The following is a 14291-nucleotide window of genomic DNA, read 5'->3' as shown; positions in this document are numbered from 1 at the left end:
CGCGGTGCGGGGCTCACAGCCCCCGCGCCGCGTAGGCCCGCACGTCCGCGTCCGGGTCGGCCGTGGCGGTGGCGAGGGCCGCGCGGGCCTCCGGCGAGGCCAGGTGCCGGCGCAGAGCCAGCACCGCCGCCTTGCGGACATCGGCGTTGGGGTCGGCGAGAGCCTTGGCGAGCGCGGCCACGGCCGGGCCGGCCGTGGCGGCCGACAGGGCGGTCGCGGCGCCGGACCGCACCTGCCAGGCCGGATCGGACAGAGCCGCCACGGCACGTCCGGCGAGCGGCGGCGGGCAGCCGACGGCGGACAGCGCGCCGAGCGCGGCCCCGCGCACCAGCGGGTCGCCGTCCTCCGTGAGCCGGTCCAGAGCGGCCGTGAGCAGCTCCCGGTCGGGGGCGGCGAGCGGCGCCGAGCCGACGGTGGCCAGGGCCTTGGCCACGGTGACCCGGACCTCCCGGGAGGGATCGTCCGCCGCGCCCGCCAGCGGCCGGACCGCGTCCACCGAGACGAGCGCCCGTACGGCCTCCGTCCGGACGGCGATCTCGGAGTCGGCCAGCGCTGCCGCGAAGACCCCGGCCTCGCCGAGCCGCAGGGCCCGCAGCACATCGAGGGCGGCGGCACGGACCACCGGGTCGGCCTGGGCGAGGGCCCGTGTGAGGGCGGCACCCAGGGCGGGTTCGGGTGGCAGCGTCTCGACGAGTTCGCGCAGTGAGGCCGCGGCGCTCGCGCGGACCTCGGCGTCGGCGTCGGCGAGCGCACCGGCCAGGGCCTGCCCGGTGCCGGGCGGCACGGTCTCGGTGAGTACCGAGACGGCCGTACGGCGGACCGCGGGATCCGCGTCGCTCAGATAGGGCGCGACTGCGGCGAGTTCGGGCTCGGCCTCGGCCAGCTCCAGCAGCTCCAGCAGCCGGGGCGAGGCGGAGCCCCGGGCACCGGCGCCCTCCGCGGGACCCGCGGCGCGCGCGGAACCGGGCCCCGCGGCCACCGGCGCCACCTCGCGCGGGCCGGCCGTGGCCACATGTTCGGGGCGGACCTCGCCCAGCTGCCGGGAGGGGCCGCCGACAGGCGTGAACTCGTCCACCGGAACCAGATAGGGAGCCACCGGGCGAGCCGTGAACTCCATAGCACCAGAGGGGGACTTGTGCAGATCGAGATGGTGGAACCAGGAGACGTCGTCACGCCCGGGGTGGTCGAGACGGTCGTGGTAGAGGCCCCAACGGGACTCGGTACGGGCCAGCGAGGCGCGGGCGGCCATCTCCGCGCAGTCGCGTATGAAGGTGACCTCGGCACAGCGCATCAGCTCGTGCGGGGTGCGGGCGCCCATCGCGGCGATGTCGGCGCGCATGCGCTCGAACGCCTCCAGCGCGAGGGAGAGCCGCGCCCCGGACTTCGGCGGTGCCACGTAGTCGTTCACGAAACGGCGCAGCTTGTACTCGACCTGGGGCTGCGGCGGGCCGTCAGGGTGGCGCAGCGGGCGGTAGACCAACTCGTGCGCCTCGCGCACCTGGTCCGCGGGAAGCTCCCCGTCGTACGCCGTGTACCGGGCGGCGTCCGCACCCGCGAGGTCGCCGAAGACGAAGGCGCCGATCATGTAGTTGTGCGGGACGCAGGCGAGGTCGCCGGCGGCGTACAGACGGGGAACGGTCGTACGGGCGTGTGCGTCGACCCGGACACCGGAGGCGGAGTGACCGCCGCACAGACCGATCTCGGAGATGTGCATCTCGACGTCATGGGTGCGGTAGTCGTGCCCGCGGCCGGCGTGGAAGGTGCCGCGAGTGGGCCGCTCGGTGGAGTGCAGGATCGACTCCAGCGCGGCGACCGACTCCTCGGGCAGATGGCTGAGCTTGAGGTAGACCGGGCCGCGGTCGCTGGCGACCTCGGCGGCGAACTCGGCCATCATCTGCCCCGACCAGTAGTCGGAGTCGACGAAGCGCGCGCCGTGCCGGTTGACCTGGTAGCCCCCGAAGGGATTCGCGACGTAGGCGCAGGCCGGCCCGTTGTAGTCCTTGATCAACGGGTTGATCTGGAAGCACTCGATACCGGTCAGCTCGGCGCCCGCGTGGTAGGCCATGGCGTACCCGTCACCGGCGTTGGTGGGGTTCTCGTAGGTGCCGTAGAGGTAGCCGGAGGCGGGCAGCCCGAGCCGGCCGCAGGCACCGGTCGCGAGGATCACCGCGCCCGCGCGGACGGTGACGAAGGCACCGGTACGGGTGTTGAACCCGACGGCACCCACGGCCCGCCCCCCGGCGGTGAGCACCCGGACCGGCATCACCCGGTTCTCGATCCGGATCCGCTCCCGCATCTCGCGCCGCCGCAACTGCCGGTACAGGACCTTTTTGACGTCCTTGCCCTCTGGCATCGGCAGTACGTACGAGCCGGAGCGATGGACCTGGCGCACCGCGTACTCACCGTGCTCGTCCTTCTCGAACTTGACTCCGTACGACTCCAGCCGCCGCACCATCGCGAAGCCGCGCGTGGCGGTCTGGCGGACGGTGGACTGGTCGACGATGCCGTCGTTCGCGCGGGTGATCTCGGCGACGTAGTCGTCGGGTTCGGCACGGCCCGGGACGACGGCGTTGTTGACGCCGTCCATGCCCATGGCGAGCGCGCCGGAGTGCCGGACGTGGGCCTTCTCCAGCAGCAGGACGTCCCCGCCGCGCTCGGCGGCGGTCAGGGCGGCCATGGTGCCGGCGGTGCCGCCGCCGATGACGAGGACGCCGCAGGTCAGCTCCTCGGCGTCGGTGACGGCGGGAATCTCCAGGGGGGTGGGCGCGGGACTGGTCACCGGGATGCCTTTCAGAAGCCGAGCGAGGTCAGGAGGACGCGGGGCAGCGCGCCACGCGCGCGGGATCGCCGAAGGCCCCACGGTCACGGGGGCGGGGCACCTCGCGCACGGCGGCGCACCCGGGACCCGGCGGGGCCTGTCACCGCAGCAGATAGGGCATGTTGACGGTGACGGCTCCCGTGGGGCAGCGGGCCGCGCACGGGCCGCAGTACCAGCACTCGTCGACGTGCATGTACGCCTTGCCGCTGCTCTCGTCGATGGCGAGGGAGTCCAGCGGGCACATGTCCACGCAGAGGGTGCAGCCGTCGATGCACTTCGACTCGTCGATGGTCACGGGCACATCGGCCCGCTGGGGCGCCAAGGGCATGGCTGTCTCCAGGAAAGGTGCAGGCGGGGTGGGGTTACGACCGGTGCAGCAGGCCGCTCATGGTGATGCGGTCGCCGCGGAAGCGGATGAACTCCAGGTCGACGGGGCGCCCGTCGGCGAGGTGGGTGAGGCGCTCCAGCATCAGTACGGCGGCGCCGCGCGGGGCCTGGAGCACGGCCGCGGAGTGGGCGTCCGCGTTCACCGCCTCCAGGGTGATCTCGGCGTGGCCGAGGCGCTGGTCGGTGATGGCTTCCAGGAGCCGGAAGACATCGGTGTTCTCCAGGTCGGCGCCGAGCAGCGCGGTGCCGATGTCGAGCGGGATGTAGGTGAGGTCGAGGGAGAGGGGGAGGCCGTTCAGGCGGCGCAGGCGTTCGATGTAGAGGACGTCGGCGCCGGCCGGGACACGGAGCCGTTCGGCCACCGGGGCGGGTGCGGGTGCGGGGCCCACGGTGCGGACCTCGTTGGTGACGCGGCCGTGCTCGCGGAGGGTTTCCGCCAGGCCCATCAGACGGTCGAGCCCGTGCGGGTACTTGCGGGCGACGACGACGGTGCCGACTCCGGGCAGCCGGTCCACAAGGCCCTCGGCCCGGAGCAGGTCAAGGGCCTGGCGGACGGTGTTGCGGGAGGCCCGGTAGTCGGCGGCGAGGGTGGACTCGTGGGGGAGGGGGCCGTCCGGGAAGGCGCCGGTGAGGATCTGGCGGCGCAGCAGGTCGGCGAGCTGCCGGGCCCGGTCCGCCCGCAGCCGGCGCCGCGCGCGGTGGGCGGCGACGGTGGTCGCGGCGCCCTGCCCGGCGTGGTCTCGGGGGCGGTCGTTGGGTGGCATGGCCGGAACCCTACCGATGCGGTGGGGAAAGGCGTGTTGCTGAAGTGTTGCGCCAGGTCAGGACGCCAGCAGCAGGCCGCTGAGCTGCGGCTTTCCGCTCCGCGGGGCAAGATCTGCCACCCGGCGGAGCCGGCTGGGAGGGGCGGTCAGGACAGTGCCGTCAGGACAGTGCCGTCAGGCCCGGGGCGAAGATGATCAGCAGGGGGAGCAGCGGCACCAGCGCGGCCACCGTCGTCGTCAGCGCCCGGTGCCGGGGCAGCAGCCGCGGCGGCGGTTCCAGCAGGCGGTCGACGCGTTCGCCGAGGAGGCGGCGGCTGGAGGCGCAGGAGAGGACGCCGCGGTGCTGGTTGAGTTCGATGAGGGCGAGGGCGGTGGTGAGGTGTCCGCAGCGCCGGGAGGCGGTGTCGTCGGCGGCCAGTTCGACCAGGCGGTGCGTCTGGTCGCAGAAGTGGGCGAAGAGCGGGACGCGGGGGAAGCCCGTGGCGAGGGCGGAGGACAGGTGCAGGAGCCAGTCGTGGTGGGCGCGGGCGTGTCCGCGTTCGTGGGTGAGGACGGCGTCCAGCTGGAGGTCGGTGAGGCGCTGGAGGGCGCCGGTGGTGACGACCAGCTGGGGCGGGTGCCCGGGCATCCACCAGGCGTCGGGGTACTCGTCCTCCAGGACCAGCATCGGCCCGCGGGCGGCGGGGAGTCCGGCCGGCAGCTCGGGGGCGCGTTCGCGCAGGTGCGCGCGGGCCTGGCCGCGGGTGCGGCGGGCCTCCAGGAGTTCGCGGGCCAGCATGGCGGTGGTCCAGGCGGCTCCGCAGGCCAGCAGTACGGTGAGTGCCGCGGCCCAGATGGGTGCGGTGGACAGGTCGTACGCGGCGGTGACGGCGGGCGGCGCGGGGGCGAACACGCGGTCGCGGACGGTGTGGAAGACCGCTGCCGCGCCGAGGACCAGGGCGGTCAGGCAGCACAGCAGGACGGTGGCGACCAGGCACTGCCACACCCACAGCGCGACCACGGGGTCCCGTTCGGTCCAGCCGGCCCGGGTCAGCGCGCGCGGTGCCGGTACGGCGGCCGTCAGGGCGACGGCGCTCAGCAGGAGCAGGCAGACGGTCATGCCGGGGCCCCGGTTCCTGGTCGGAGAGGTGTGCGGGAGCGGGTGGTGCCGGGCACGCGGGGTGCGTGGTGCGTGTCCCTGCCAGTATGACGAAGTCGGGCGGTGCGAGTCAGGTGTCGGCGACGATCCGGCCGGACCGCGGTACGCGCGCGCGGCGGGCTCCCACGACACCGCGCACGCGTACCGGCACCACGGCCCGCACGGCCACGGGATCCGCGCTCCGCGCGCTCAGGGATCCCCGTCACGCGCGTCGCGGGCGCACTCCCGCCGTGCCGGTGCGGGCCCCCGCCTCGCCGGGGGCGCCCACCGGCTCCGGCGGCAGCGCGGCTCAGCCCGCGACGATCCGGCCGCTGACCTCGCTCAGACCCACCCGGAGGCCGCCCGCGCCCGGTGCCCAGGCCGACAGGGTCACCACGTCCCCGTCCTCCAGGAACGTGCGCTTGCCGTCCGGGAGTTCGAGGGGGTCACGGCCGTTCCAGGTCAGCTCCAGCAGTGAGCCGCGCTGGTGCTCGGCCGGACCGCTCACCGTGCCCGAGCCGTACAGGTCGCCCGTGCGCAGTGCGGCACCGTTGACCGTCATGTGGGTGAGCTGCTGGGCGGCGGTCCAGTACATGGCGGAGAACGGCGGCTCGGAGACCACATGGCCGTTGACGGCGACGGAGATGCGCAGGTCGTACCCGCCGAGTTCGGTGCCGGGCGCCGAGTCGTCCAGGTAGGGCAGCAGCGGGTGCGTGCGCTCCGGGGGCGCCACGCGCGCGTGCTCCAGCGCTTCCAGCGGGGTGATCCACGCCGACACCGAGGTCGCGAAGGACTTGGCGAGGAACGGGCCGAGGGGGACGTACTCCCAGGCCTGGATGTCCCGCGCGGACCAGTCGTTCAGCAGGCACAGCCCGAAGACGTGCTCCCGGAAGTCGCCGAGCGCGACCCGGCTGCCCATGTCGGTCGGCACGCCCACGACGAAGCCGACCTCGGCCTCGATGTCCAGCCGGACCGAGGGACCGAAGACGGGCGCGGGGTCGGCCGGGGCCTTGCGCTGACCGGACGGCCGGGCGACGTCGGTGCCGGAGACGACGACCGTGCCGGCGCGGCCGTGGTAACCGACCGGCAGGTGCTTCCAGTTGGGCATGAGGGAGTCGGCCGCCTCCGGGCGGAACATCTGGCCGACGTTCCGGGCGTGGTGCTCCGACGCGTAGAAGTCGACGTAGTCCGCCACCTCGAAGGGCAGGTGGAGGGTCACCTCGGACAAGGGGTGGAACAGCGGTTCGACGGTGTTCCGGTGCGCCGGGTCGGTGACCCAGGACGTGACGGCACGCCGTACGTCCGACCAGGCGGTGCGGCCGGCGGCCAGCAGCGGGTTGAGGGTGGGCCCGGCGAGCAGCGCGTGGTGGGGCGAGCCGAGTGCCGCGGCGGTGGCGCCCGCGTCGAGGACGTGGTTCCCGAGCCGGGCGCCGACCCTCCGCTCCGTGCTGCCGGAGGGCGAGAACACGCCATAGGGGAGGTTGTGCGGACCGAAGGGGTCGTCCTCGGGGACGTCGAAGGGGGGCATGGGGTGCTGCCTCACTCTCATCCGGGCCATGCATGGCGATGTGTTCCATGTGGTCGGGCCACACGTTACGGGCGATCTACGTGTCTTGGGCAGTGGTTCACGCCCCACTCGAAAGGTTGCTCGCATGATGTCTAAAGAGTTCGCAATGTCCGGATAAGCCTTGTCGGAGGCGGCAATTCCGGCTTAGCGTCCTTTGGGACACGGACGGGGTGGGTCCGTTCCATTGGGGGGACACGTGGGGGGACCCGTGGCCGGAAGCGTCGTCAGCGTGCCCGTGGTGGCCGACCGTGAGGTGCCCGGGCTGATCGTCAAGTTCGGTGGCTACCCGCTGCACCACGGCGGTGTCGGCGCGATCCGCAGCCTGGGCCGCCTCGGCGTGCCCATGTACGCCATCACCGAGGACCCGTACACGCCGGCCGCCTCCTCGCGCTATCTGAAGAGGGCGTTCGTATGGCCCACGACCGGCGCGGAGGACCCGGGCAGGCTCGTCGAGGGCCTGCTGCGGATCGGCCGCCGGATCGGCCGCCCGGCCGTCCTGATCCCGACGGACGAGGAGGCCGCCGTACTGATCGCCGAGCACCAGGGCGACCTGGCCGGGCCCTTCCTGTTCCCGCGCGTGGACCCCGTGCTGCCCCGCCGGCTGGCCAGCAAGCAGGGGCTGCACGAACTGTGTGCGGAGCATGGCATCGCCAGCCCGGCGGCGGTGTTCCCGCGCTCGTACGAGGAGATCGTCGCCTTCGCCGACACGGCGCGCTTCCCGGTGGTGGCCAAGAATCGCGAGGCGTTCGTCCGGCGCCGGCGGCCCGCCGTGAACGGCACCACGAAGATCGGCACGCGCGCGGGGCTGCTCGGTCTGGCCCGCGACTGGGGCGCGGAGCCCGGGGTGATCCTCCAGGAGTACCTGCCGCGCGAGGAGGCCGAGGACTGGATCGTGCACGCCTGCTTCGACCAGGACTCCAGCCCGCTCGCGTTGTTCACCGGCGTCAAGGTCCGCTCCTGGCCGCCGCACGCGGGCATGACGGCGAACGCGTACGTCGTCGACAACCCGGAACTCGCCGACCTCGCCGCACGTTTCATCAAGCAGATCGGCTTCAGCGGCATCATCGACCTCGACCTGCGCTTCGACCGGCGCGACGGACAGTACAAGCTGCTCGACTTCAACCCGCGCATGGGCGCGCAGTTCCGGCTCTTCGAGAACGAGTCGGGCGTGGACGTCGTCCGTGCGATGCACCTGCACCTGACCGGCCGCGCTGTTCCGGAGGGGGAACAGCGCGCCGGCCACCGCTACATCGTGGAGAACATCGACCTGCCCGCCCTCCTCGCCTACCGTCGCAGCGGCTACACCACACCGCACGCGCCGGCCAGGCCGAGCGGCACGGAGCTGGCCTGGCTCGCGGGTGACGACCCGCTGCCGTTCCTCACGATGCTCGCCCGCTTCGTGCGCCCGGGCGCGAAGCACCTCTATCAGCTGTGGCGGACCAGCCGCCGCGGCGGCAGCACCGCCACGAAGTAGGCAAGGCCACGACAGCGTGGCGTACCGCGTCCTGGGGAGGGACTTCGTGATCCGACCGGTAGCAGTGATCGGGGCGGGGCCGTTCGGCCTGTCCACCGCCGCCCATCTGCGGGCGCGCGGCATCCCCGTCCGTGTCTTCGGCGATCCCATGGTGAGCTGGCGTGCCCACATGCCGCAGGGCATGCTCCTCAAGTCGACGCCCGCCGCCTCCAGCCTCGACTGCCCGCAGCCCGGCCACACCCTGGCCGACTACTGCGACGCGGCCGGGACACGCCGGCTGGTGACCGACGAGGACATCATCCCGGTGGAGACCTTCATCGCCTACGGGGAGTGGTTCCAGCGCGAGCTGGTGCCCGAGCTGGAGCGGGTGCGGGTCGTCTCCGTCGACCAGGGCCCGGGCGGCGGCTTCGAACTCAAGCTGGACTCGGGCGAGCTGTTCACCGCGCGCGCGGTCGTCGTCGCCACCGGCCTGTCCGGGCTCGCCCACCTGCCGGCCGCGCTGGCACCGGCCGCGGCCGGCGGCCCCGCCCCGGCAGGCCCCGTCTCGCACAGCTCGCAGCACCATGATCTCGGCCGGTTCGCCGGCAAGGAGCTGATCGTCATCGGCGCCGGCCAGTCCGCGCTGGAGACGGCGGCGCTCGCGGCGGAGGCGGGCGCACGCGTGCGCGTGGTCGCGCGCGGCCGCGGCCGGGTGGCCTTCGGCGCCCCGCCCTGGAAGCAGCCGAGGTTCCGTCCCGAGTCCCCGTTCGGCCGCGCCTGGTCCCTGTGGGCGCTCAGCTATTACCCGCACTCCTACCGCCACCTGCCCGAGGCCGTCCGCCACCACCTGGTCCGCCGCGTCCTCGGCCCGCTCGGCGCCTGGTGGCTGCGTGAACGCTTCGAGAGCGCCGTGCAGGTGCGGGACGTCTCCCGGGTGGAGGGCGCCGAGATCCGGGACGGCAGCCCCGTGCTCACCGTCCGCGCCCATCCCGGCCACACCGAACGGCTCATCGCCGACCATGTCATCGCCGCGACCGGCTATCGCGTCGACATCGCGGCGATGGACTTCCTCGGCCACGGGCTGCGCACCCGGCTCGCGGTGAGCCGCGGCACGCCCCGGCTGGGCCCCGGCTATGTGTCCTCCGTGCCCGGCCTGTACTTCACCGGCCTGCCGGCCGCGTCGTCCTACGGTCCGGTGATGCGGTTCGTCTGCGGTACGGAGTTCGCCTCCCCGCGCCTGGCGCGGCACCTGGCCGCCGCCCACGGCTGAGCGGCGGCGCCGGCAGCCGCGGTCCCCGCCCGCCCGCTCCTGGGCGCGCGGGGACGCACCGGCCGAGCCACCGCCGCACCCTGCCGAGCCACCGCCGCACCTGGCCGAGCCGCCGCCGCACCTGGCCGAGCCGCCGCCACACCGCCATCAAGGCACCTACAGACCCCACTTGGGGGCGAACAGCACGTAAGTGCGTGGAACGGCAGGTGAGTCGGGGGGCCGCCGTGTCCGTATTCTCTGGTCATGGCACCCACCCCCGCATATGCACTGATCGCCACCGACCTGGACGGGACGCTGCTGCGCGGCGACGACACCGTCTCCGACCGGTCGCTCGCCGCGCTCGCGCGGGTGGCGCGGGCCGGTGCCCGGCACCTGGTGGTGACGGGCCGCCCGGCCCCGCGGGTACGGCCCCTCCTCGCGGACCTGGGCTGCACCGGGCTCGCGGTGTGCGGGCAGGGCGCGCAGGTCTACGACGCCGGGGGCGACCGCCTGCTCTGGTCGGTTCGGCTGGACCGGGAACTGGCCGAGACCGCGCTCGGCAAGATCGAGGCGGAGGTGGGGCAGGTCTACGCGGCGGTCGACCAGGACGGCGTGGACGGACTCACGCTGATCGAGCCCGGCTACCGGATGCCCCACCCGACCCTGCCCGCGGTGCGCGTCGCCCGCCGCGACGACCTGTGGTGCGCGCCCATCAGCAAGGTGCTGCTGCGGCATACGTCCCTGTCCGACGACGCGTTGGCGGCCGTGGCGCGCGCGGCGGTGGGTTCGCTGGCGACGGTCACCATGTCGGGGCCCGGCACCGTGGAACTCCAGCCGAGCGGGGTGACGAAGGCGACCGGCCTCGCGCTGGCCGCCGAACGACTTGGGATCGGCGCCGCGCGGACGCTGGCCTTCGGCGACATGCCCAACGACATCCCGATGTTCGGCTGGGCCGGACGCGGTGTCGCCATGGCCAACGCCCATCCCGAACTCAAGGCGGTGGCCGACGAGATCACCCTGTCGAACGAGGACGACGGCATCGCCGTCGTCCTCGAAAGACTGTTCCCGACCGACTGACCGGCACCTCAGTAGCCACCGGCCGATCGGGCGGATCGGGCCGATCGGACCTGCCGGGGGCCGGGTGCCGGTCGGCCGGGCCTGCCGGGTGTCGGGGCCGAGTGCCGGCCGGCCGGGCCTGCCGGGTGCCGGCCCGCGGCTGTCAGTACGCGCTGAAGACGTTGTCGATCGAGCCGTACCGCGCGGCCGCGTAGTTGCAGGCGGCGGTGATGTTCGCGACCGGGTCGTAGATGTCGAACGAGGTTCCGGCGACGTGGTAGGCGTTGAACGTCGGGTCGATGACCTGGAGCAGGCCCTTGGACGGGATGCCCTTGGCGGCGTTGGAGTCCCAGAGGTTGATGGCCGCCGGGTTGCCCGAGGACTCCCGGATGACGTTGCGGTAGATGCCGTTGTAGGTGCCCGGGATCTTCTTCTCGCTCATGATCGCGAGCGACTCGCGGATCCAGCCGTCGAGGTTGTTCGGGTATCCGGCGGGGGTGGTGGCGGCCGTCGTGGTGGTGCCGGTGGTCGCGGAGGCGCTGGTCGCGCCGATGAGCGGCAGGACGAGGAGGGCCGCGCCGGATCCGACGGCGGCGAGGGTGCGGACGAGGCGGGTGCGGCGGTGCTGAGCGGCAGCGAGCATGGGGGATTCCTCTCCGGCGCCTACGAGGTGAGCTGTCGGGTTCGGGCGGGGAGGTGCCCGGCCGTGCCTGGGGAGGGCACGGCTTCACCCCGAGCCGTTCCGGTGCGGCATGGGCCGTTCCGGTCCGGCGGCTTACCTGGGTCCCCCGCTCCTGCCGTACGAATGAGTTCGTCGATGGGTTATGCGGGCGGCGGCAGGATTAGGCGTCCGCCCGACGGCCCGGAACGTATGCGACCGCACATGTCGGGAACAAGTACCGGATTCACGCAATGCGCCATTTGACCTTGATCGACGCCGTATGAGGCGCTTGATCCTTTGCGGTTGCCAATCCTCAACTCGCCGACGCGGCAAGGGGTGGTGGGGGTCCGGGGGAGTGAAGTGGACCCCTGGGGCGAGTGACCCAATTCACGAAATGGCAAAACCCTGCAAATCAGACATGAGGGATTAGAGGGATTCACGCCTGAAGTCGGACTAATGGTGGAAGCCGGGATGTGGTGCGTGTCGTTGCCGTAGTGGTCGATGGGGGGAGAGTGACCGAAAGGGGGGCCTGGAGAGGTCACGACACGGTGCTCGGATTACTGTTAAGTCGATAAATGTCCGTTATTACCATCTGATCAAAACCATGGCGGTCATGGTCCGATACCGCCCGGGCTGGACCGGTGGGCGCTATCGGTGATCGAAACGGGACCGGATACGCTGACTTGAGTGAGGGCAACGACCTATCGACAAACCGCGTAATCGCCAGCAGACACCAGCAGACAGGAGACCCCTCGTGACCGTCGTCGGGCCGTTCGGGCTGAGCGTGCGGGACCAGGCTCTGGAAGCCGATGTCCAGGCCGGATTGGCGGCTGTCGAGGAAGGCTTGCTCGAGGCCACCAAGAGCGAGGTCCCGTTCATCACGGAGGCCGCGCAGCACCTCCTACGGGCCGGAGGGAAGCGTTTCCGGCCACTTCTCGTGATGCTCGCCGCCCAGTTCGGCGACCCCTACGCGCCGGGCGTCGTGCCGTCGGCCGTGGTCGTGGAGCTGACCCACCTCGCCACGCTCTACCACGACGACGTCATGGACGAGGCGGCCGTGCGGCGCGGCGTGGACAGCGCCAACACCCGCTGGGACAACTCCGTCGCCGTCCTCACCGGCGACTTCCTCTTCGCCCGCGCCTCCCAGATCCTCGCCGACCTCGGCCCCGAGGCGGTCCGGGTGCAGGCCCTGGCCTTCGAGCGGCTGGTCACCGGTCAGATCCTGGAGACCGCGGGTCCCTCGGACGGGCGCGACCCGGTCGAGCACTACCTGGACGTGCTCGGCGGCAAGACGGGCTCCCTGGTGGCGGTGGCGTGCCGGTTCGGCGCGATGATGTCCGGCGCGGACGAGACGGTCGTCGACGTACTCACCCAGTACGGCGAACGGCTGGGAGTCGCCTTCCAGCTCGCGGACGACGTCCTGGACATCGCCTCCGACTCCCACGAGTCCGGCAAGACCCCGGGCACCGACCTGCGCGAGGGCGTCCCGACCCTGCCGGTGCTCCGGCTGCGCGAGCGGACCGCCCGGCTGGGCCTCGCCGAGGACCTCGCGCTGTGCGAGCTGCTGGACTCCGACCTCAGTGACGACGGCCGGCACGCGGAGGCGCTGACCGCCCTGCGCGCGCACCCCGCGCTGGAGCAGGCCCGCCGGGACACCGTCCGGTACGCGGAGGAGGCGCGGGCCGCGCTGGCCCCGCTGCGCGAGTGCGACGCCAAGGCGGCGCTGCTGGAGCTGTGCGACGCGGTGGTGCACCGGGCCGGCTGACCCGGCCGGACACCGCCGCGCACGGCACCCCCCCGGCCCGACCCCTACGGGTCGGGTGGAGATGTCGCCTTCCTATGTCATACCGCAGGAGTAGACGCAGTTGGCTCCACGGTCTGACGCTTCCTCACGGCCGATTTGGTCAGATGGAAACCACGGAAATCACCACTCCTCACCGATTCGGGTGAGAATGGCGGCTCAGGTGGACCAGCGTGAGGACAGCCGCCGCCGACGACGGAGGTAAGGCACACATGGCACCGTACGAATCCGACGACGCACTGAGCGCCGCCCGGGACGAGGACGCGCCCTCCGGCCGGCGCAAGGCCGCCCGGTACGCGGTCCCGGTCGCGGTGGTGGGGGTGGCGGCGGCCACGATCGGGCTGGTCCCGGCGCTCGCCGACTCCGGCGACCCCGACCTGCCGAAGATCAGCGCACAGCAGCTCATCGAGAAGATCGCCAAGTCGGACGTGCAGCAGCTGTCCGGCACGGTGAAGATCAGCACCGACCTCGGCCTGCCCGACCTCGGCGGCCTGGAGAACGGCCTGCTCTCCGGCGCCGCCCGGGGCTCGGGCGACGGCTCCTCCGCCGACCCGCAGACCAAGCTCACCGAGCTGGTCACCGGAACGCACACCCTGCGCGTCGCCGCCGACGGCCCCGACCGGCAGAAGCTCTCGCTGCTGGAGAGCGGCGCCGAGTACAGCCTGATCCACGACGGCAAGAACGTCTGGGGCTACGACAGCAAGAGCAACCAGGTCTTCCACTCCACGGCCGCCGGCTCCGGCAAGGGCCGCGGTGCCGAGCCCCCGGCCACGCCCAAGGACTTCGCCGACGAGGCGCTGAAGTCGGTGGACGACACCACGTCCGTCACCGTCGACGGCACCGCGCAGGTCGCCGGCCGCGACGCCTACAAGCTGCTGATCCGGCCCAAGCAGTCCGGCACCACGGTCGGCGCCATCAGCATCGCCGTGGACGCCAGGACCGGCCTGCCGCTGAAGTTCACGCTGACCCCGAAGAGCGGCGGCGCCGCCGTGGTCGACGCGGGCTTCACCCAGGTCTCCTTCGCCCGGCCGGCCGCCTCCGCCTTCGACTTCACCCCGCCCAAGGGGGCGAAGGTCACCGAGGAGCGGGACGCCGCCGAGGCACCGCGGCACACCCCGGAGCACGGCGGGGACGTAGCCGGGGGCATGGCCGGGCTGAACGTCCTCGGCAAGGGCTGGACCTCCGTCGCCACCTTCGACACGGGCGCCAAGGGCGGCCTGCCGACCGGCTCCCAGGGCGGTGACCTCGGCGGCTTCCTCGGCTCCCTGGGCGACGAGGTCTCCGGGAAGTTCGGCAAGGGCACGGTCTTCTCCACCCGCCTGGTCAACGCCCTGATCACCGACGACGGCAAGGTGTACGCCGGCGCGGTGACCAAGGACGCCCTGGTGAAGGCGGCCGACGCGGGGAAGTGACCCGTC

11 protein-coding genes and 1 riboswitch are annotated in these 14291 nt (G+C 72.8%); of the genes, 5 read left to right on the top strand and 6 right to left on the bottom strand.

Annotated elements, in window-relative coordinates; genetic code table 11:
• Window positions 1-13 precede the first annotated feature (13 nt).
• The 5 genes from ACF073_RS03990 to fahA form a co-directional block, all read right to left on the bottom strand.
• On the bottom strand, window positions 14-2779 hold the full coding sequence (locus ACF073_RS03990; RefSeq protein ID WP_392066605.1) for a fumarate reductase/succinate dehydrogenase flavoprotein subunit: 2766 nt from the start codon (window positions 2777-2779) through the stop codon (window positions 14-16).
• Window positions 2780-2918: 139 nt separating this feature from the next.
• Window positions 2919-3146: a ferredoxin family protein gene (locus ACF073_RS03985; RefSeq protein ID WP_030347217.1), complete on the bottom strand. Its 228-nt coding sequence runs from the start codon at window positions 3144-3146 to the stop codon at window positions 2919-2921.
• A 34-nt stretch (window positions 3147-3180) separates the two neighbouring features.
• Entirely contained in the window at window positions 3181-3969 is a 789-nt protein-coding gene (locus tag ACF073_RS03980; RefSeq protein ID WP_392066603.1) for a GntR family transcriptional regulator, read from the bottom strand.
• A gap of 160 nt (window positions 3970-4129) precedes the next feature.
• On the bottom strand, window positions 4130-5068 hold the full coding sequence (locus ACF073_RS03975) for a M56 family metallopeptidase (protein WP_392066601.1): 939 nt from the start codon (window positions 5066-5068) through the stop codon (window positions 4130-4132).
• A gap of 328 nt (window positions 5069-5396) precedes the next feature.
• Entirely contained in the window at window positions 5397-6614 is a 1218-nt protein-coding gene (fahA, locus tag ACF073_RS03970) for a fumarylacetoacetase (RefSeq protein WP_392066599.1), read from the bottom strand.
• A gap of 268 nt (window positions 6615-6882) precedes the next feature.
• Here fahA and ACF073_RS03965 point away from each other — a divergent pair, with 268 nt between their 5' ends.
• The 3 genes from ACF073_RS03965 to ACF073_RS03955 all read left to right on the top strand — a co-directional run bounded on the left by ACF073_RS03965 (window position 6883) and on the right by ACF073_RS03955 (window position 10432).
• The gene (locus tag ACF073_RS03965) at window positions 6883-8127 is read left to right on the top strand and encodes an ATP-grasp domain-containing protein (RefSeq protein ID WP_392066875.1); all 1245 of its coding nucleotides are present in this window, start codon (window positions 6883-6885) and stop codon (window positions 8125-8127) included.
• Window positions 8128-8173: 46 nt separating this feature from the next.
• Entirely contained in the window at window positions 8174-9376 is a 1203-nt protein-coding gene (locus ACF073_RS03960; RefSeq protein WP_392066597.1) for an NAD(P)-binding domain-containing protein, read from the top strand.
• A gap of 243 nt (window positions 9377-9619) precedes the next feature.
• Complete coding sequence (locus ACF073_RS03955; protein WP_392066595.1) at window positions 9620-10432, top strand: HAD family hydrolase; 813 nt, start codon at window positions 9620-9622, stop codon at window positions 10430-10432.
• 142 nt (window positions 10433-10574) lie between these two features.
• Here ACF073_RS03955 and ACF073_RS03950 read toward each other — a convergent pair whose 3' ends face one another.
• Window positions 10575-11054, bottom strand: coding sequence for a transglycosylase SLT domain-containing protein (locus ACF073_RS03950; RefSeq protein ID WP_392066593.1), 480 nt, complete (start codon window positions 11052-11054; stop codon window positions 10575-10577).
• 4 nt (window positions 11055-11058) lie between these two features.
• A riboswitch (cyclic di-AMP (ydaO/yuaA leader) is annotated at window positions 11059-11238 on the bottom strand.
• Window positions 11239-11826: 588 nt separating this feature from the next.
• Between ACF073_RS03950 and ACF073_RS03945 the strand changes: the two genes are divergently transcribed.
• Entirely contained in the window at window positions 11827-12837 is a 1011-nt protein-coding gene (locus tag ACF073_RS03945) for a polyprenyl synthetase family protein (RefSeq protein ID WP_392066591.1), read from the top strand.
• Between the two features lie 248 nt (window positions 12838-13085).
• Window positions 13086-14285, top strand: a complete 1200-nt coding sequence (locus ACF073_RS03940) for an outer membrane lipoprotein carrier protein LolA (protein WP_392066589.1) — start codon at window positions 13086-13088, stop codon at window positions 14283-14285.
• Window positions 14286-14291: the final 6 nt, after the last annotated feature.

It is taken from the genome of Streptomyces sp. NPDC015171 (assembly GCF_043079545.1).
Taxonomy (GTDB): Bacteria; Actinomycetota; Actinomycetes; order Streptomycetales; family Streptomycetaceae; genus Streptomyces.
The sequence above is the reverse complement of the archived record's forward strand: the minus strand, read 5'-3'. Positions and strand labels throughout refer to the sequence as shown.